General features: G+C 73.6%; 13 protein-coding genes. 2 read left to right on the top strand and 11 right to left on the bottom strand.

What is annotated here, in order from left to right; all coding sequences use genetic code 11:
- Window positions 1-51 precede the first annotated feature (51 nt).
- The 8 genes from IEY73_RS04175 to IEY73_RS04140 all read right to left on the bottom strand — a co-directional run bounded on the left by IEY73_RS04175 (window position 52) and on the right by IEY73_RS04140 (window position 9,056).
- Window positions 52-1,380: a cytochrome P450 gene (locus tag IEY73_RS04175; protein ID WP_189077619.1), complete on the bottom strand. Its 1,329-nt coding sequence runs from the start codon at window positions 1,378-1,380 to the stop codon at window positions 52-54.
- 82 nt (window positions 1,381-1,462) lie between these two features.
- Entirely contained in the window at window positions 1,463-2,116 is a 654-nt protein-coding gene (locus IEY73_RS04170) for a DUF6073 family protein (RefSeq protein WP_189077618.1), read from the bottom strand.
- Between the two features lie 18 nt (window positions 2,117-2,134).
- On the bottom strand, window positions 2,135-3,451 hold the full coding sequence (locus tag IEY73_RS04165) for a HEAT repeat domain-containing protein (RefSeq protein WP_189077617.1): 1,317 nt from the start codon (window positions 3,449-3,451) through the stop codon (window positions 2,135-2,137).
- Between the two features lie 131 nt (window positions 3,452-3,582).
- A complete protein-coding gene (locus IEY73_RS04160; protein ID WP_189077616.1) occupies window positions 3,583-4,419 on the bottom strand; it encodes a helix-turn-helix transcriptional regulator in 837 nt (278 codons plus the stop codon).
- Window positions 4,420-4,431: 12 nt separating this feature from the next.
- Window positions 4,432-5,280 (bottom strand): SRPBCC family protein, encoded by an 849-nt coding sequence (locus IEY73_RS04155; RefSeq protein ID WP_189077615.1) that lies wholly within the window; start codon window positions 5,278-5,280, stop codon window positions 4,432-4,434.
- Entirely contained in the window at window positions 5,267-6,451 is a 1,185-nt protein-coding gene (locus IEY73_RS04150) for an FAD-dependent monooxygenase (RefSeq protein WP_189077614.1), read from the bottom strand. Before IEY73_RS04150 ends, IEY73_RS04155 begins: the two co-directional genes overlap by 14 nt.
- Window positions 6,452-6,477: 26 nt before the next feature.
- Window positions 6,478-7,749 carry an SDR family NAD(P)-dependent oxidoreductase gene (locus tag IEY73_RS04145; protein ID WP_189077613.1) on the bottom strand — a complete coding sequence of 424 codons (1,272 nt, stop codon included), beginning with the start codon at window positions 7,747-7,749 and terminating at the stop codon, window positions 6,478-6,480.
- Window positions 7,746-9,056, bottom strand: a complete 1,311-nt coding sequence (locus tag IEY73_RS04140) for an ABC1 kinase family protein (protein WP_189077612.1) — start codon at window positions 9,054-9,056, stop codon at window positions 7,746-7,748. Before IEY73_RS04140 ends, IEY73_RS04145 begins: the two co-directional genes overlap by 4 nt.
- Window positions 9,057-9,284: 228 nt before the next feature.
- On the opposite strand from IEY73_RS04140, the gene IEY73_RS04135 reads away from it, so the two are divergent.
- Both IEY73_RS04135 and IEY73_RS04130 read left to right on the top strand, forming a co-directional pair.
- Window positions 9,285-10,082 (top strand): helix-turn-helix domain-containing protein, encoded by a 798-nt coding sequence (locus IEY73_RS04135; RefSeq protein ID WP_189077611.1) that lies wholly within the window; start codon window positions 9,285-9,287, stop codon window positions 10,080-10,082.
- 180 nt (window positions 10,083-10,262) lie between these two features.
- Window positions 10,263-12,107, top strand: a complete 1,845-nt coding sequence (locus IEY73_RS04130) for an AfsR/SARP family transcriptional regulator (RefSeq protein WP_189077610.1) — start codon at window positions 10,263-10,265, stop codon at window positions 12,105-12,107.
- 19 nt (window positions 12,108-12,126) lie between these two features.
- Here IEY73_RS04130 and IEY73_RS04125 read toward each other — a convergent pair whose 3' ends face one another.
- The 3 genes from IEY73_RS04125 to IEY73_RS04115 are packed head-to-tail and all read right to left on the bottom strand — an operon-like array spanning window position 12,127 to window position 18,755.
- Window positions 12,127-12,762 (bottom strand): NADPH-dependent F420 reductase, encoded by a 636-nt coding sequence (locus IEY73_RS04125; protein ID WP_189077609.1) that lies wholly within the window; start codon window positions 12,760-12,762, stop codon window positions 12,127-12,129.
- A complete protein-coding gene (locus tag IEY73_RS04120; RefSeq protein ID WP_189077608.1) occupies window positions 12,759-13,208 on the bottom strand; it encodes an acyl-CoA thioesterase in 450 nt (149 codons plus the stop codon). Before IEY73_RS04120 ends, IEY73_RS04125 begins: the two co-directional genes overlap by 4 nt.
- A gap of 6 nt (window positions 13,209-13,214) precedes the next feature.
- On the bottom strand, window positions 13,215-18,755 hold the full coding sequence (locus IEY73_RS04115) for a type I polyketide synthase (RefSeq protein ID WP_189077607.1): 5,541 nt from the start codon (window positions 18,753-18,755) through the stop codon (window positions 13,215-13,217).
- Between the last annotated feature and the right edge of the window lie 4 nt (window positions 18,756-18,759).

The raw sequence follows: 18,759 nt of genomic DNA, 5'->3' as shown, positions 1-18,759 counted from the left end.
CGACCGCCTTCGGCAAGTGCGAATCTAGGGCGGATGCGGCCGCCGGACTTCTCAGCGATTGCGTTCCTGCGCCGCCACCGCGGCGGCGCCCGGCCACCGCTGCCGACGCCGGTAGCGCACCGGGCACGGCGACCGGGGACGGGTCACGCCGAGTTCCAGGTCGGCGGCGGGCTCGGCGGCCAGCGGTTCCAGGTCGTACCGGGAGATCAGGCCATTCAGCAGGACCCGCACCTCGGTGGTGCCGAACGCCTGGCCGGGGCATCGGTAGAAGCCTCCGCTGAACCCGATCAGGGCATGCGGGTGCCGCTTGTCCTCGGCCCGCGACGGGGCGAAACGGTCCGGGTCGTACCGGTCCGGATCGGCGAAGATCTCCGGAAGCCGGTGGGCGACACCGGGGCAGAGCATGGTCATCCAGCCGCGCGGCAGCCGGTAGCCGCCGACGTGCAGGTCCTGCCGATTGGTCCGGGCGTAGAAGCCCATCACCGGACGCAGCCGCAGGGCCTCCTTGAAGGCCAGGTCCAGCAGGGCGGCCCGGCTCGTCCGGTCCGCGGCGTCCACCACGCGCGCCAGATAGGTCGGGTGGCGCAGCAGCAGGGCCAGCGTCCAGCACGCCTGGGCGGCGGTGGTGATGTACCCGGTGAAGATGGTGCACAGCGCCATGCCCACCGGCACCTCGTCGCCCTCGGCGGCGAGCGCGGCGTCGTCGGCGAGCACCTGCAGGAAATCGTCGTGCCGTCCCGGCGCCCGGCGTCGTTCGGCGAGCATCGGACGCACCATCTCGGCGAGTTCCCGGCGGGCCTGATCGCGCCGCCGGAAGCGGCGCAGCGGCAGGTTGGGCGGGAGGATGAACTCCATGCCGCGGGCCAGGTCGACCAGCAGCGGACGGAACTCGTCGATCCGGGCCCGGATCTCCGCCCCCATCAACGCGCTCGCCGCGATCCGCATGACCACTGGCTCCACGGCGTCCCACAGGTCGAACTCGCCGGACTCGCCGAGGGAGTCGAGCCAGGCGTCCACCTCCGCGGTCATCACGTCGGCATAACCGGCGAGCCGGCCACTTTGGAAGGCCGACTGCAGCAGCGCGACGTGTCGCCTGCGCCGGGCGGTGTCGGTGGCGGCCATCATCACGTCGCCGAACATCGGCACCACGAAGCGGTACAGCTCCGGCACCGACAACCGCCGGTCCACCTCACGGAAGTAGAACTCGTGATGCTGCGGTCCGATCAGCACCGCCCCGCGCCGGGGCCCGAGACGAACGCCGAAGACCGGCCCGAGTTCCCGGTACGCACGCAGGAAGAGCTGGTCGTGGTCGCGCCGCCACTCCAGCAGGCTGCCCACCACCGGGGGCGCTTTGATCATCGGAGGCGTGCGTGTGGCCATGCGGTCCTCCCTTCGGCGCACGCGTGGGCGGCGGCCCCGGGGGTGGGCCGCGACCCAGGCGTGCCGGCACGCGTCGGCGCGTCTACCGCGCCGCCATCTGTTCGGCGCTGAGGTAGCCGCCCATCGTGAACCGCAGGCTGGTCACATAAGCCACCGGCTCCGCGTCGGGGTTCTCGATGTCGTGCAGCGGGAGCATCCGATAGATCTGACCCTTGCCCGGCGCGCCGGCGGGTGGGATCTGCCGGACGTCGTCGATGGTGAGGATGATCGGTTCCTTGTTGATCAGCTTCATGCCCAGCTTGGGCATCGAGAACACCGCACCCACCGCCATCCGGCACGCCTTCGCGGACGGCCCCTCACCGGCGTACGGGTCGAACGGCGTGCGAATCTGGCCGGTGGACAGGCAGTCCGGATTGAGCCGCACCGTGATGGTGCCGAGCTCCGGGCAACTGCCGACCATCTTCATCTCGATGAGATTGGTGTAGACCTCGGCATCGGACCACTGCCGGGAGGTGGGTTCGGAGCGCACGACGCGCACGTACCCGTCGAAGGCGACGGTGTATTCGCCGACGCCCGGCACCGCGAACGTGTCGATCGAGCTGATACCCAGGTTGTCGATTCCGGGGTCGGGCGGCGTCCACGGGGTGACCGTGGCGCCCGCGTAGATGTCGGGCACGCCGTCCGTGGTGACCGGACGGCCGTACTTCACGGAGGGCTGCGTCGGGGTGGAAGTCATCTCATTGCCTCCCAGAGGTCAGGCCATCAGGTTCGTGTAGTCGCAACAGGTGCGGCCGGGCTCGTCCGGCACGCCGTCCTGGTCCGAGTCGATTTCTCCATCCACTGTGGAGTACACGTCGCGCGAGTTGAGGTCGATCGTCCCGTCGCCGTCCCAGTCGTTGAGCTTGCCCTTGAACGTGCCCAGGATGAAGGCGTTGGTCATCGGACCCACCTCGGGGTCGTGCAGCGTGGAGAGCACACCGTTGCCGGGTGTCAGGATCTCCTCCAGGGACCGGCCGGCGATGCGCGCCAGATTCACGTATCCCCAGCCCTGGAAGCGTCCGCGCACATACCGGATGGCCGGTTCCTCGTGCACCTGGAACTTCGGCTCCAGATGCCAGGTGCCGTACCGCGCGAAGCCGATGTCGGCCTGGCGCACGCCCTCGGACGGGTCGTCGGCGTGTCCCGAGCGGAAGAACGTCCGCGGCACCAGCGATTCGAAGAAGAAGTTTCCCCGGTCCCGGCGCGTGCGATCGGTGAAGCCGCGGAACAGGTAGTTGTCACAGTGCGGAGAGCCGTCCGCGTGCAGCCCGGAAATGGTCTTGGCGATCACCAGTTGACGTTCCCGGGTGGCCACGTTGGGGCAGGCGTGCGCCTGTCCGTAGATGCGGGCGAGTCCTTGCGGCGCCAAAGAGATCTTTCCCCAGTGGGTGTTCGAGGCGTCCAAGCGCACGTACAGGTCGCAGTGGATGAGCAGATAGATGGTCTCGTCGAAGGTCCGGCCCGGGGTGTAGCGGCCCGGCCGGCCGTCGAAGGCCGGATCACCGGTCTGCAGCTCGCTGCCGAACAGCATGGCCCATTCCGCGATCTCCGGGTCGCTGTCGGTGCGGAATTCCCGCAGCGCGGCCATCGCCGCGGGTCCGCCCAGCTTCTCGATCGCCCACAGCGCGTCCCACCGCAGTTCCCGGTTCGCATCGCTGCGTACCGCTTGACGCAGCAGGTCCACCGCGTCCTCGCGGTCGCGGTCGGCGTATTCGAACAGGGCCTGCTCGCGCATCGCCGGATCCGGATGCGACAGGGCCTGCTCGCGAAGTTCGCTGTTGGTCCGGTTGTCGAGCCGGATCGCCACCCGGTCGAGCGCATAGCCGAAGTCGCTCGCCCAGGCCGCCGGGTCACCGGCCACGAATCGCGGGTCGACGTTGCTCAGCGTCGCCCGGTAGGCGAAGTTGAGTGCCTCCCGCTGCTCGGCTCCCAGGTCGTCCAGCAGAACCGGCTCGTCGACCGCCCCGGACCACTCTTTGGGATCGTGTTCCGCCAGCGAGCCCGGCGACTTGTTACAGAGGTCGATAGCCATCGCCGCATTCCTTCCCGTCACCAGAGGTCTGTATCGACAGTCTGGTGGCGCGGCGGTGCGACGCCTTCTCGCATGTTGCCTTCCGCGGCATGCTCAGGCCGTCGGAACGGCCCGCCACCCGAGCGGCCGGCTCAGGCCGGCGATCCGGCCAGCGGCCCGGCCGCGGCGAGCAACGGCAGCGCCAGCACCAGGGGTGGGTCGGTGTCCCGGCGCAGCCGCAGCCGCAGGCGCACGGCGGTCGGCTCGGCGCGACCGTCGACGACCCGGACCGGCCGGTCGCCCGCCGCGACGAAACACCGGTCCGGCTCGGCGGTGGCCACCGCCTCGGCCACCGTGACCGCGGACGGGAAACTCATCGCAAGCGGGTGGTATTCGCCGTCCGGAAGGCCAGAGATACGAGCCGATCCGGGCACGGTGAACGCGGCGCAGGCGGGCGGGCGCCGCTGCGGGATGCCGGAGGAGAACAATCCGAGAGCGGCGTACACGCGCTCGTCCGGGCCACCCTCGACGGTGACTGTCACCTGTGGACGGTCGGGCTCGGCGGAGGCCGCGGACAGGCTCGCCAGCACCTCCTGGAAGGACCGGTCCGCCGACGTGGCGACCAGCCTGCGGAACCGGCCCGGAGAGACCCCGACCATCCGGGTGAACTGGCTGGTGAAGGTACCCAGACTGGAGTATCCGATCTGCATGCAGATGTCCGTGACGCTGACTTGGCTGTGCACCAGCAGCCGCTTTGCCTCGGCCATCCGCCAGGCCGCGAGGAACCGGGCCGGCGTGGCGTCGGTCATCTTCTGGAAGACCCGGTGGAAGTGGAACGGGCTCAGCCACGCCGAGCGGGCGAGCGTCCGCAGCGAGTGCTCGTACCCGAGGTCCTCGCGCATGGCACCGATCGAGCGCAGCACCGCCCGGCGCCAGTCCTCGCTGATCTCGTCGCCGGCGTGCCGCACCGGCATCTGGTCGACCTCCACGGTAGTCCTCCCTCAACGCGTCAATGCCAGGTCCCGGGCGTGCGCGACGGCGGACACCCACGTCGCGGTGAATCGGCGGCGCAACTGACGTGCGCGGTGCTCCGGCAGATCGAGGCGGCACCAGCCGGCGTGCACGAACGACAACCGGCGGCCGGCGCCCGCGCGGGTCACCCGGATCGCGCACGACGTGGGTCGTGCGGCTTGCGGGATCGCCAGCCGGAAGGTCACCTCGTCGGCCGCATCCGTCCAGTCGTCGAGCCGGAACCGCCGCGGCCCGTCGGAGTCCACGATGAAGAACCAGCGCGGCACGAAACCATCGGTGGCGATCGGCAGCCAGCGATGCACGACGCCGGGATCCAGCGGGTCGGCCACCGCGTCGGGCAGGTCGACCGTTCCGTCGATCTCGTCGCGGATCCCGTACCGGCTCGTCTCGCCGGTGCGCAGGTGGCGCGCGAGCCGACCGAGGAAGTCGGTCCATCCGGCGATCATCGCGTCCGTCTCCGCCGGGGTCCGGCCGGGCTGCCGGTCCTCGACCGTGACCTCGCTGCCGTCCGGCCGGTCCGTGATCAGCCAGCGGACATGGGACTGGGCGCCCAGCCCGAGGAAGCGCCAGCGGAAGGCGAGGTGATCGGCCTCGGCCAGCTCCTCGACAGACAGGTCGAAGAAGTCGCCGTCGCCGATCTCGATGCGGCCCCGGCAACCCGGCGACCAACCCGGCGTGAGATCACCGAACCACCGGCTCAATCCCGCCGGATCATGCAGTGCCTGCCACGCCCGGTCACGGCCGCACGCGCATCGCACGCCGACCCGGACCGCACCGGAACCGTCGGATGCGCTCCAGACGGCCTCATCCTCGCTCATCGTGTGCCTCCTGCGTCGATCGACGGGTCTCGGCATGCGCGCCCGGAAACGCGAACAGGCGGGCGAGCTGCGCCCGTTGCGCCCGTTGCGGCACCGCAGTCATCAGCGTCTCCCGCACCCGGCAGGCCAGCCCACCACGCCAGGCGCCCATCCGGGCCAGCATCCGCGCCTGCGACCAGGCCGCGCGGGCCCGGGCGCGGCGGCGCGCCTCGTACTGTCGCAGTGCCTGCTCGATGCGCGGCTCGGCGGCGAGGCGGTCGGCGAGCACCGCCACGTCCTCGAACGCCTGGGAGGTGCCCTGCCCCATGTTCGGCAGGCTCGGGTGGGCCGCGTCGCCGACCAGCACGATCCGGCCGGAGCTCCACCGGGGCAGCGGGCGACAGTCGTAGATCGCGGTGACCGTGATCCGCTCGGTCGACGTCGCGGCGATCAACTGAGGGATCGGCTCGTGCCAGTCGTCGAACACCGCGGGCGGCCGGGTGCGTCCGCGCCGGCCCGTGGTCTCCGACGTGGGCGCCGCGGCGAACCAGTACACCTCGTCGTCCGGCAGTTGCCAGAGACCGAACTGATACGGTCCGCCGAGGGTGAGCAGGCCGGGGCGGGACGCCATGGGGAACCGTACGGTGCCGCGCCACACCGTGAAGCCGGCGTAGCGCAGCCGGGCCCGGATGCCGCAGGACGTCCGCACCGGCGAGCGCATGCCGTCGGCCCCGATCACCAGGTCCGCCCGGGCATCAGCGCCGTCCGCGAACGCCGCGGTGGCGCCGTCCGGTGTGCCGGAGACGCCGACGCACCGCCTGCCCCACCGGATGACCCCGGGGTCGAGCCGGCCGGCCAGCGCGGCGAGCAGATCACCACGGGCGATGGCGACGCCCCGCCCGCCGGCGGCATCCAGCGCCGCCGCGGGCATCTCGCTGAGCACCCGGCCGCGATCGGTCCGCATCTGCGTGCCCGGCGCGGCCAGCGCGCGCCGGGCGACCGCGGCCTCCGCGCCGAAGGTGGCCAGCGCGGCCAGTCCGTTGGGCCACAGGGTCAGGCCCGTACCCACCACGTCGGCGTCCGCGCGGCGCTCGTGCACCGAGACGGCGAAACCCCTCTCGCTCAGGGCGATCGCGGCGGCCAGCCCGGCCGGTCCGGCGCCGATCACGATCGCGCTTGGCTGATGGGCCATGGACACCTCCTCGGCCGGTCCGGCCGCTACGCCGGCAGGGACCGGCAGTCTCCTCGATCGTCGGTGCGCCGGGCAGCCGCCCGGTCCCGCCCGAGCAGACGCAGCCGCGCCGGGCCGGGCGGCAGTGCGAGCAGCCGCTGAACGGCCGCCAGCCCGGCGCGGAGCGCCACCGGTGTCCAGCCCAGGCGCCGGGCCTGCGGAACCACTCCGAGGTCGTGCGCCATACCGGCACCCGCCCAGATCGACCACTGGGCGACCACCGTTGACACGTGCGGGAGCGACCGTGCCGCCCGCAGCGTCGCGCGGCGCAGCAGTTCGTTGGCAAGCGCATAGCCGGCCAGACCGTGCGGCGGTTCCTCGGCCACGGTGGAGCCGAACACCACCAGGTGCCGCAGCGCGCCGCGGTCGATCGCGTCCAGGACGTGCCGCAGCCCGGCCACCTTGACCGCCTGAGTCGCCGTCAGATCCTCGGCGGCGCAGGACGCGACCGGGCCGGCGTGCAGCACACCGGCGCCGTGCACCACGATCGTCACCGGGGTGGGCAGGCTGGTCAGGGCCGCCGCCACCGCCGCCGGGTCGGTGACATCGGCGGTCCGCACACTCGCGCCCGCCGGTCCGGCGAGCAGTCGGCGCAGCCGGGCCCGCGCGTGCGGTGCGAGGCTCTCCGGCGCGCGCCGGTCGACCAGTGCCGGGTGCAGGCCGTAACGCCCGGCGAGGATCTCGGCGACATGCAGCCCGAGGCCGCCGAGACCGCCGGTGATCAGCACCGTTCCGGAGATCGCGCCGGGTGCGGGCGGGAGCCGGACCCGGCGCCAGCCGGTCGCGACGGCGTGGCCGGCGCCGTCGACGATCACCTCGTCGGCGCCGGGGACGTCGGCACCGGCCAGGGCCACCGCCGCCCGTACCGCCGCTGCCGTCGGCTCCGGCGGCAGCTCGATCGACATCCCGGTCAGCCTCGGCGCCTCGGCGCACGCCGCGCGCATCAGGCTGGTGCCGCCGGCACCCCGATGGATCAAGGCCAGCCGTCCGCCCCGCCTGGTGGCGGCCCGGATGGTCTCCAGCAGCAGGTCGTTGTCCCGGGCGGTGAACTCCGTCCCGAGCAGGACGGCGGTCGCCGGCCACGGCGTCGTGGCATCCAGCGTCGGGGCGTCGGGCATCCCGGCACCGGACATCGCCCGCAGTGCGATGGCGACCGGACCGTCCGCGGCGCCGCGCACCCGCCAGCGCCGGGCCACGCCGCCGACGCCCGGCGCGGTGACCGGCACCGAGCACGCGGTGAGCGCGTCGACGCCGATCATGGCGTCGCCGGTGCCGGAGGCCGGTGACGCAACGCCTGCAGCAGCGTCGGGACCGCCTCGGCCTGGAAGTCGACGTCCACGTCGAAGTCATTGATCATCCCCTCCAGGACGAGCAACGACAGCAACGGGAACACGAACGCCGGAGCAGCGGCGATGCCCGAGCGGCGTTGCAGGTCGAACAGGCGCGCGGCGAACGGCGCCAGCCGGAACTGCCCGGCAGGGCGCCCGTGGTTGCGCCGCACCAGATCGGCGATGCCGCGGCGGAAGCCTTCCCGATCGCAGTCCGGCGGCACCCGCTCGGCGCTGCGCACCACCACGTCGGCGCAGGCGTCCGCGCGGCCGGTGGACAGGTTCAGGAAGAACTCGGCGAACAACCGCCGGACCGACGGGCTCAGACGTGCCACGAACCCCGCGTCGAGCAGCACCGGCTCGCCGCTGCGGGTGAGATAGAGGTTGCCGGGGTGCATGTCGCAATGCACCAGTCCGTCGATGAACAACATCCGGTAGACACCATGCAGGATCCGCCGCACCACCGCGCGGCGCTCCTCCCGGCCGAAGTCGTCGGGTGTGAACCGGTGCAACCCGGCCACGTGCTCCATCACCAGGACGCCCTCGCCGGATGCCGCAGCCACCGGTGCGGGCACCCGGATCAGCCCGGCCAGATTGTCCCGCAGCAGGTCCAGCGCCTGCGCCTCGGCGGCCAGGTCGAGCTGGCCGAGCACGGCCGCGCCCACTTCGTCCACCATCCGCCGCATCGGCACCCGTCGCAGGCCGGGCAGGCGCTGGCCGAGTCCCGCGCCGAGGGTCAGCAGCCGCAGGTCGGCGTGCATCCTCTCGGCGATGCCGGGGCGGCGCACCTTGACCGCGACATCGCGTCCGTCATGCAACGTGCCCCGGTACACGCAGGCGACGCTGCCGCTGCCCACCGCGTGATCGCCGAGCTCGTGGAATGGCCACCGGCCGGGCGGGTACGCCGCCTGCAGTGTCCGGCGGCGCTCCCCCGGCCGCATCGGGTCGACGCGATCGTGCAACCGGCCCAGCGCGGCACGCCACGACGGCGACACGAGATCCGCGCGAGTGCTCAGTAGCTGACCGCCCTTGACGAACGCGGGTCCAAGGTGGATCAGCAAGGCGCGAAGCTCCCGAGCGAAAGCGTCGGACCGATGCCGGGTCAGGCGGGCGCGCACCGCGCCCGCCACGGCGACGGTCAGATGCACCGCCGCCAGCCCGGCCCACGTCGCCAACCGGGCCGCCAGGCGTGTCCGGCCGGGCTGGATGCCAGGCTGAAAAATTCTCATGGCAGTCATGCGCCCCCTCCCGCGTGCCCGGCCGAAGCCCCGGCCCTGCCAGCGATTGAAATCTCGTCCGCGGGGACGGAACAAGACGAGAGCGCGACATGCGCAAGATGGAAGAGTCAAAGCGCCGCAGCCAAGGGACGCGAGGGTCTTTCGGCTATATGCCCGTCAAGAATCCGTCAAGTCTCGGGCGACACACTGCCAGCGGTGGGGTGGCCCTGCTCAACGGCGGTGGGGATCGTGGATGCAGCAGTGAAGCAGCGCGGCAGGGGCGTATCGGCGGATCACGCCGAGGCGGTGACCCGCGCGATCGACGAGATGCGGGCCGGGCTGGGCCGGGCGCAGCCGCTGGCGGCACTCGCCCGTACCGGGATGTTCAGCCCGTTCCACTTCCATCGCATCTTTCGTGACACCACCGCATTCACCCCGGCTCGCTTCCTCACCGCGCTGCGCATGGCGGAGGCACGCCGGCTGCTGTTGCATTCGTCGATGCCGGTGCATCGGGTCGGCACACGCGTCGGATACACCAGCAATGGCGGTTTCATCACGCACTTCGGACGCGTCGTGGGCATGTCACCGACCCGGTTCCGGTCGCTGGTCCGCGCGCTCGGCGACACCCGGGCCGGCGAATGGCTCCCCTCGCTGCCGGACGTGCTGGACTCCCCCGGCGAAACGGTGGTCGCGCGGCATGCCTCATCGGTGCCCGCTTCGCTGGCGATGAGCTGGTTGTTCACACCCGGCCAGCCGCCCGGACGACCATGCACGACGAGCGTCGGCGGCGGAACCTCACGCATCCGGCTGCCCCGGCCGCCCGGCCCCGGCGCGTACTGGGTGGTCACGATGATCGTGCCGGCGCAGAGCCGAATTCTCGACGCGCTGGTGGACGACGTGCCGGAAAGCTACCTCGTCGGCCGCTCCCGGCTGTCGTTGAACCGACAGGAACTCCGACCCGTCGTGGTGCCGGTGCATCTGCGCCGGCCGGAACGCACGGATCCACCGGTCGCGGCCGTCGCTCCACTGTGCTGGTCTCCGATGTGACGGTGGTCCGCCGCGGTGGCCGGCACGGCGCGTCAGACTATCGACGACCGAGGTGGCACAAAACGACGAGCCCGAAACGGATAGCGACGATGCACACTGTTCATTGAGCTCCAATCACCGTGGCGAGGGGCCCATCGCGGCGCCGGCCAGCAGCACGGAGGCGAACGTGGGGGGTCCGCGATGTCCAACTCCGACGCACCGTTACGGGTCGGGCTTCTCGGCCCCTTGCTGACACACCGCGGTCCGGTGCCCATCGATCTCGGCCCGACCAAGCAGCGTGCGGTGTTCGCCGTGCTCGCCCTGCACGTGGGAGCGGTGGTGCCCATCGAGGCGGTGTTGGATCTGGTGTGGGGTGACCGGCAGCCGGCCAGTGCGCGCCAGCTCGTGCACACCTACATCGCGCGTCTGCGGCATCTGCTCGAACCGCAGATGCCCCCGCGGGAACGGGTGCGCATCATCGGATCGGCATCCGGCGGCTATCGGCTGTCGCTGGCGCCCGACTCGGTGGACGCCACCCGGTTCGGGTTGTTGTGCCGCCACGCCCGGCGCTACCTCACCGCCGACGAGCCGGCGCGCGCTTTCGGCATCTTGGGCGAAGCGATGCGGCTGTGGCGAGATCCGGGGTTGACCGACCTGACGGCGCTGCTGCACGAGGCTGACGTGGTGGAGGCATTGCGGCGGTCCTGGTCCGCGGCGGCGCTCGACTTCGTGGGGACCGGGCTGGAGCTGGGAGAGGCGTCCGCGGTGCTCCCGATCGCCTATCAGCTCGCGACCGCGGAGCCGATGCACGAGCTGGCCCAGGCACGATATCTGTCCGCGCTGGAACAGACCGGCCAGCGCGCCGCCGCGATCGAACACTTCAACGATGTCCGGGTGCTGCTCAGCGACGAGCTGGGCGTGCCGCCCGGACGGCAGCTCGCCGACGTGTACCGCAGCGTCCTGCTCGGCCTGCCGCATCCGCACAGTGCGGCGACCGGTGGTCAGACACCGACCGCGCCCAGCCGGGCGCCCTGGCGAGGCCCCGGACCGGCCGCCGGTCAGCTCATCGGTCGCGAACCGGATCTGGATGCGGTGGTGCGCACCCTGGCCGAGCACCGGTTGCTGACCATCACCGGGCCACCGGGTTGCGGCAAGTCCGCGCTCGCGTTACAGGCCGCGGCTCACCTGCACGACGGAGCACCGGGCGGCGTGGCGGTGCTGGAGTGTTCCGGCATGGCCGACGGGCCGGCGCTGATCGACGGCCTGGTCCGGCTGCTGGACGGCACGCCACGATGCGACACCCCGGCGAGACTGCTCGGCGATCAGGAGGCCCTGCTCGTACTGGACAATGTGGAGCATCTGATCGACGCGTGCGCGCTGATGGTCGACGAGATCGTGCGCGCATGCTGGAACGTGTCCGTGGTCGCCACGTCGCGCGAACCGCTCGGCCTGCCCTACGAGACGCTCTGGCGCCTGCACACCCTCGCCCCGGACGAGACCGCTCGCGCCGTCCCGGTGACCGAGCGCCCCGCCGTACGCCTGTTCGCCGGCCGGGCTCTGCAGGTGTGCCCGGCGTTCCGGCTGGACACCCACGGCGCGGAGGCGGTCGCCGCGCTGTGCGAACGGCTCGACGACCTGCCGCTGGCCATCGAGCTGGCCGCCGCGTGCCTGGCGACCGACACCCTCGACGAACTCGTCGTGCAGCTCGACGACCCGCTGCGGCAGTTGCGCCGGCCGCGACGCGGATCGCCGGCTCATCACCGTTCGCTCTGGTCCACGCTGCGGCGCAGCATGGACTGTCTCAACCAGAGCGAACGCTGGTGCTTCCTGCGTCTGGGCGAGTTGCCGCGCTCGATCCGCGCGGCGGACGCCCAGCAGGCATGGTGCGGTTCCCCCTGGGGACCGGTTGATGTGCACGCCATGCTGACCCGGCTCGCCGACAAGTCGCTGGTGTGCGTGCGGCATGACAGCGACGGCACCTGCTACGGCATGCTGCGCCTGGTGCACGGCTTCGCCGCGACGATGGACGCGGTCGAGTTCGCCTGAGCCGCCGCCGCGCACCCGGTCAGCGCACCGCATCCGGCACGGCCCGATGCGTGCTGAGTCCGATGCCGCCGTGCAGTCCGCTGGTGGCGCTGATCCGCGCCAGCAGCACGGCGAACGATTCGAGTTCCCGACTGGCCTGGATATCACCGGCGTCTACCGGCTCGAACCCGAGCCGCCGGGCCAGCGCGAACGCGTCCAGCTTGGCGTGCGGCGCGCCGGCGACCGGCAGCGAGACCGGTACGCCGAGCGGGCCGTCGGCGGGCACGCCGTCCGCGGCCACGGTGTTGAACGCCTTGGCGACGTGCCACGCGCTCGCCGCCTCGGCGATCAACTCGCCGCCGGATATCCCCGGCGGGAGCGGCCGGTCCCGGCAGAGTCCCGGGTTGGTCGCGTCGATCAGCGTGCGCCCGTCCCCGCACCGGCCCGCCGGTCCGGTCACGAGGGCCATGGCGACCGGGAACGGCACCGCGAGCAGCACCGTGTGGCAGCCCCGCCAGATCTCGTCGAGGGTGGCCGCCACACAGGCCGCGGGCAGTCCCCGCGCCGGGCCGGAGCCCGGCCGCGCGCTGCACACCGCGACCGTCTCGCCGGTCTCCCCCACCGCGCGCGCCACGGCCGACCCCATCCGCCCCGCGCCCAGCACCCCCAGATTCATGGCGTCCCCCCGAACACCGCCGCCGGGGCGAACCGGTGCAGCGCGCGACGCAGTTCCTCGGGGACCGGCTCCGGGGCCAGACCGGCCGCTCCGCGGCGCATGCAGGCGACTGTCTGCCGTCCGCGTGCCAGCAGTTCGGCACCGGCCCCGGTGCGGCGCAGATAGTCGAAGCCCATGCCGATCCGATTGCCGCTCGACTGTTCCAGCGTCATCCGGACCTCCACCTCGTCCAGGCCCGCGCCCTCGGCATAGAACTCGGCGGAACAGCTCACCGTGACCAGGGCGAGCCCGTCGCGCAGCGCGGCCAGCACGCCGGGGGCGTGGTCGGCCAGGAAATGCTCCCGGCAGTGCCCCTGCCAGCGCAGATAGTGGGCGAAATAGACGTTTCCCACCAGATTCGTCTCGTCGAAGGTGACCCGGTGCCGGTAGACGTATTGCTCGGACATGCCCGCTCACCGCCATCCCACGGTCGCCGCCACGGGCCCGGCGTCGCTGGGTACCACGACGCTGATGATCGTGCATCCGTCCGCGGCGACCTCGGTCCAGCCGCCGGGCTCCGGAACGCGCACCGTCGGGGTTGCCTGCGGCGACGCGCCGAGCCCGCGCAGCGTCGCATGCAGGCCGGCGGCGCGGGCGGCGGCCCGCTCCGGTGGGTCACCCGCCGAGGCGAAGGCCGCGGCGGCGGGCGGCGGGGACGGCGCGGCCCGTGCCACGATCCGCCAGTCGGCGGCGGACGTCCGCGGACCCACCGCCGACAGCCGGTGCCCGCCGATCGACGGCGACCCGTCGCCGCCGGTCACCACGAGGTCCACCGGGCAGCCGGGCCGGCGTCGGCGCACCAGCCGGGTCAGGTAGGCGCCCAGCACGGGCAGCGGCCATCGCGGCACGGTCACCGGGCCCACCGCCCGCAGGGTCAGCGCGTCCCACCGTTCGACCGGCGCACCTGCCTCATCGGTCACGACGAGGTCGAAGACGAAATCGTCGCCGTCCTCGGTGCGCTGCCACGCGTCGACACGGAGCCGGCCGGCGAGCCGGCCCCGGGTCCGGATGCGTTCCACCGCCACCGGAAGAACCCGCCGGTCCGGCACGCAACCCTGCAACAGGTGCAGGAACGCGTCCCGGGCGCCCGGATCACCGAGCAGCAGCCGGGACCCGGACAACGGGCCGAACCAGCGGGCCTGCGGATCGGCGTGCACCTGCGCCGCGCATCGGTAGGCGCCCAGCGCGTGATAGCCGGTCACGCGGCGAAACCGCGGTCCGTGGAAGAACAGCGGGCCGTACAGCCGGCCGGCCGGGACCGGGATCGCGTCCGCCGGCGGCGGCGCGGGATCGTCGTCCGGGCCGGCGTCGCCCGACCGGAAGACGGCACGGAAATGATCCGCCCGCATGCCTGTCGCGTCGCTGCGCACGGCGGTCTCCACCGCACCGTCCTCGGCGGCCAGCGCGGTGACGCGCAGGGTGCGGCTCGCCCGCTCGGGCACGGTGACGGCGCGGGCGAACGACACGCCGGTCACCGTCACCGGGCCGGGGCCCGCGCCGAGCGTGCCGGCCGCCTGAGCCATGGCTTCCAGCCCGAACACGGCCGGCAGCACGGCGGACCCGTCGATGCGGTGATCGGCGAGATAGGGGTCGGCGCCGAGCGACAGCGCGGCCTGCGCCCGCGTCTCCACGCCCGGCGTGCGGGACAGCACCGACTCCAGGAACCGGTCGCCGCCCGGCTCGCGGTCGTCGTGCCAGCGCAGCGTCGCCATGGCGGGCAACCGCCCGGCGACCAGCACGCTGGGCGGCAGTCCGGGCGTGGCGAGCAGCCGCAGCAACATGTCCACCCCGGCGGGCGCCGGGATCGGCGTCAGCCCGCGGCGGACCAGGCCGTCGAGCACCCCCAGGCGCTCGCCCATGCCGGTGCCCGACCACGCGGACCATTCCACGTTGAGCCAGCGCACGCCGGGCAGCCGTGCCGCCAGCTCGGCGCAGCGCCGGGCCAGCCACTCGTTCGCGATCGCGTAGTGCGCCTCGCCGGGCAGGCCGGTGCGACCGATCACCGAGCCGAAGGTCACCAGGAACCGCAGCTCCGCCGGGTCCACCGCGGCCAACACGTTCTCCAGCCCGTCGGCCTTGGGCGCCAGCGCGGCCCGTACCGCGTCCACGCTCAGCCGTGTCAGCGGTGCGGGCTCGTTGTGGCCGGCCGCGTGCAGCACCGCCCGCACGGGTCCGTGCCGGTCACGCACGCCGCGCAGCACCGCCGCCAGGCCCGCGGCGTCGGTGACGTCGGTGCGGTGGTATTCCGCCGGCGCGCCGGTGGAGGTCACCCGGTCCAGCGTCGCGCACACCTCCTCGTGGCCGGGATCGGCCCGGCCGAGCAGGATCATGCGCGCGCCGGTGGCGGCGGCCAGGCCGGCCGCGCATTCGGCGCCGATGCCCCGGGCTCCGCCGGTCACCACGCACGGATCACCGTGCCGCAGCCCGATACGCGCGTCGTCGCGTGCCGCAGGCGTCGCCGGGTGCAGCGCCGCGGCGGTGCGTGTCCCGCCCACGAGACTGATCTCCGCGTACGGGCCCAGCGGCCGATGGGCCTCGATCGCCGCCGCCGCGACACCGTCGTCGTCCGGCGCCGCCTCCACGACCAGCACCGGCACGTCGGACGCTTCGGCGGCGAGACTGCGCCCGACCGCCGCGCCGAAACCGGCGTGGTGCAGCACCACCAGGGGAATCCGGTCGGCATGGCAGTCGCGCAGGGCGCGCACCGCGTCGGGCAGGCCGGCGGCGTCCAGGCCGGGCGGCAACGCGAGCAGCCGGGCCGCGGGGCCGTCGCCGCCGGTGGGAAAGGCCGCCCGCAGCGCGCCGCGCAGCGGGTGCGCGGCGAGGTCGCCGACCAGGTGCCAGCGGCGGGTGACGCGGTGCGGCGGCGGGTCGGACTCGGGCACCGTCCGGGTGGTGAAGGCCCGGACCCAGCCGGTCGCGCCGTCGGAGTCGTCCGGTCGGGCGGGTGGCAGGGCGGCGATGGCTTCCGCGAACTCACGCACGGTGGCCGAGGCGACCGGCGTGGCGGCGTCCGGCAGGGCGCGCCCCAGGTCGGTGGCCACCCGCACCGCGAGCTGGGCCACGCGTAACGAGCTCAAATGCAGGTCTGCCAGCAGGTGCGCCCGCGCGCCGATGGTGGCCGGGTCGAGCTCGACGGCCTCCGCGACGCGGGCCACGGCGACCGCCACCGGGTCGGCGGCGACGGCGTCGTCGAACGGGGCGGCATCCCCGGACGGCACCGGCGGGGCCGGGCGGGACACGCGCCGCGGCGGCGCATCGCGCGGCGACGCGGGCGCGGCGGCCTCGCACGGGTTCGTCAGCAGGACGCGAGACCGGTCCGGGTCGAACCGGCGGCTGAACCGGTGCGCGGTGTAGGCCGCCACGCTCGGGCAGGCGCCCGCCGCGAACAGGGCGGCGGTGGCCGTGGCCACGCCGTCGGCCGACGGCGAGCCGGCGTCCAGCGCCACCGCGCCCGGCCCGGCCATGCCGGTCAGCACCCGGCCCGGACCGACCTCCACCAGCAGGTCCGCGTCCAGCGCGGACAGCGCCTCCCGGAACCGCACCGGACCGGTGAGCTGGCGCACCAGCAACTCCACCGGATCTTCGTCGTGCAGCCACGTCCCGGTGATCGTCGAGGCCACCGGCCGGTCGAGGGGACGCCACGGCACCTCGGCGGCGGCCGACTTCACGCGGCTGGCCGCGGGTGTCATCAGCGGCGAGTGGAAGGCGTGCGACACCGGCAGCCGGGTGGCCGGCACCCCGCGCCGCGCCGCCTCGGCCAGCACCGATTCCAGGTCGCCGCGGGGACCGGAGACGACCGTACCGGCCGGGCCGTTGTCCGCCGCGACCACCACCGCGCGCCCGCGGATCAGCTCGGCGGCGACCGCCGGGGTGGTGGACAGCGACGCCATGCCTCCGGCGGTGTCGATCGCGCTCATCGCCGCGCCGCGGGCCCGGGCCAGGTCGTAGGCCTGCGCCTCGTCGATCGCCCCGGCCCAGGCGAGGGCCACGATCTCACCCAGGCTGTGCCCGAGGGCGCCGTGCGGGCGTACGCCCAGCCGGGCCAGCCAGCGCAGCCCGGCCAGCGCGGCGCGGACGATGGCCGGCTGCGCCACGGCGGTGTCGACCGTCGTCACGGGCGACGGCAAGGGCAGCGGATCGTGGTATCCGGGCGGCAGCTCGTCCAGCAGCCCGGCCAGCGCGCCGGCGTCCGGATAACACGGCGCGGCTTGTCCGGAGCACAGCAGCCCGACGCGCAGCGGGCCGCGGGTGGCGAGGAACACCCGCCGGGTGCGGTCCAGCAGGTGCGGCGTCCCGGCGGCGAGCGCCGTCCGCGCGTGCTCGACGGCGGCGACCAGTTCACCGGCGTCCGCGACCGCGGCGGCGAACCGTGCCGGCCCCTCCCCGCGCTCCGTGGCGAGGGTGGCCGCGAGGTCGGTCAGTTCGGCCCGCGACATGAATCGCGCCGCGTCGCGCAGCACGGCCAGCCGGGCGTCGAGGTGCTCCGCGCCGGGCGCCGCACAGGCGATCACCTCGCGTCCGGGATGCCGGGCGGCCAGGTGCCGTTCATGGACGTTCAGCCGCTGGCGGCGGGTCGGTGCGACGCCGCCGAGCACGGCGTGCACGTTGATGCCGCCGAAGCCCATCGCGCTCACCCCGGCGTACCGCTCCCCCGGCGGCCAGCAGCGCGCCTCGTCGAGGGCCTGCAGGGTGGCCCGGCGGTCGGCGAGCAGCGGATGCGGGTCCGCGCAACCGGTGGCCGGCGGCAGCACCTCGTGGTCCACCGCGAGGGTCGCCTTGATCAGGCCGGCCACCCCGGCGGCGGCCTTGGTGTGCCCGATGTTCGCCTTGACGCTGCCCAGCGCGGCGACCGGCGCGGTGGCCGTGCGCAGCTCCAGCAGCGCGCTCAGCTCGGTGCGGTCGCCCACCTCCGTGCCGGTGCCATGCCCCTCGATCAGCGCGACCCGGTCGGGCGCAATCCGCGCGCGTTCGTACGCGCGGCGCAACGCCAGCCGCTGGCCGCGCAGCTCGGGCCGGGTCAGTCCGCCGCTGCCGTCGGACGAGGCCCCCCAGCCGAGCAGACGCGCGTACGGGCGCAGGCCGCGGCGCCGCGCGTAGGACTCCCGGCAGAGCACCACCACGCCGCATCCCTCACCGGGCAGGAAACCGGTCGGGTTCCGGTCATACACCCGCATGTCGCCGCCGGTGGCCAACGCCCCGACCCGGGCGAAACCGATCAGCTCGAACGGGTCGACGCTCAGGTCCACGCCGCCGGCCAGGGCGACTTCCAGGTGCCCGTCGGCCACCGCGCTCGCCGCGTTCGCCACCGCGAGCAGCGACGACGCGCAGGCACCGTCCACCGTGTAGCCGACACCCTGCAGGTCGAAGTGGTTGCAGACGCGCCCGGCGATGGTGTTGGCCAGGGCACCGGCCAGCGTCTCGTCGGAGGGTTCCGGGAAGGGTTCCTTGAACCGCTGTTCCAGCTCGTCCAGCAGGCCGTCCCACGCCTGCGGCGGCACCGCCGACGAGGCGAGCGCGGCAAGCGTCGCCCGGCGGACGTACGGCCAGCGGGTGCGCAACGTGGTGGCGCGGGAGAACTCCCCGGTCAGCGAGTTGCCGAGGATCACGCCGGCCCGTTGCCGGTCCAGTCCGGCGCCGTCGCGCAGGCCCGCGTCGGCCAGCGCCGCCGAGCTCACCTCCAGAGCCAGCCAGTGCGCCATGTCCACGGCGCGGAAGGTGCTGCCCGGCACCCGGAACCGGGTCCGGTCGAACTGCCAGCCGTCGAGCAGCGCGGCGTGCGTGACGTACGTCTGGTCGGGGCCGGTGCCGCCGTACTCGGCCAGCGGCAACCGGCCGGGCGGAATGCGGCGGAAACCCACCCGGCGGCTCAGCACGGTCTCCCAGAGCTGTCCGGTGTCCGCCGCGCCGGCGTAGCGGCACGCCATGCCGACGATGACGACCGACTCGGCCATGCCG

This window comes from Mangrovihabitans endophyticus, assembly GCF_014646155.1.
Lineage (GTDB): Bacteria > Actinomycetota > Actinomycetes > Mycobacteriales > Micromonosporaceae > Actinoplanes > Actinoplanes endophyticus.
The sequence above is the reverse complement of the archived record's forward strand: the minus strand, read 5'-3'. Positions and strand labels throughout refer to the sequence as shown.

Coding starts and splice junctions, on each gene's coding strand:
- IEY73_RS04175 (WP_189077619.1), bottom strand. CDS start 1,380: ATGGCCACACGCACGCCTCCGATGATCAAAGCGCCCCCGGTGGTGGGC.
- IEY73_RS04170 (WP_189077618.1), bottom strand. CDS start 2,116: ATGACTTCCACCCCGACGCAGCCCTCCGTGAAGTACGGCCGTCCGGTC.
- IEY73_RS04165 (WP_189077617.1), bottom strand. CDS start 3,451: ATGGCTATCGACCTCTGTAACAAGTCGCCGGGCTCGCTGGCGGAACAC.
- IEY73_RS04155 (WP_189077615.1), bottom strand. CDS start 5,280: ATGAGCGAGGATGAGGCCGTCTGGAGCGCATCCGACGGTTCCGGTGCG.
- IEY73_RS04150 (WP_189077614.1), bottom strand. CDS start 6,451: ATGGCCCATCAGCCAAGCGCGATCGTGATCGGCGCCGGACCGGCCGGG.
- IEY73_RS04145 (WP_189077613.1), bottom strand. CDS start 7,749: ATGATCGGCGTCGACGCGCTCACCGCGTGCTCGGTGCCGGTCACCGCG.
- IEY73_RS04140 (WP_189077612.1), bottom strand. CDS start 9,056: ATGACTGCCATGAGAATTTTTCAGCCTGGCATCCAGCCCGGCCGGACA.
- IEY73_RS04130 (WP_189077610.1), top strand. CDS start 10,263: ATGTCCAACTCCGACGCACCGTTACGGGTCGGGCTTCTCGGCCCCTTG.
- IEY73_RS04125 (WP_189077609.1), bottom strand. CDS start 12,762: ATGAATCTGGGGGTGCTGGGCGCGGGGCGGATGGGGTCGGCCGTGGCG.
- IEY73_RS04120 (WP_189077608.1), bottom strand. CDS start 13,208: ATGTCCGAGCAATACGTCTACCGGCACCGGGTCACCTTCGACGAGACG.
- IEY73_RS04115 (WP_189077607.1), bottom strand. CDS start 18,755: ATGGCCGAGTCGGTCGTCATCGTCGGCATGGCGTGCCGCTACGCCGGC.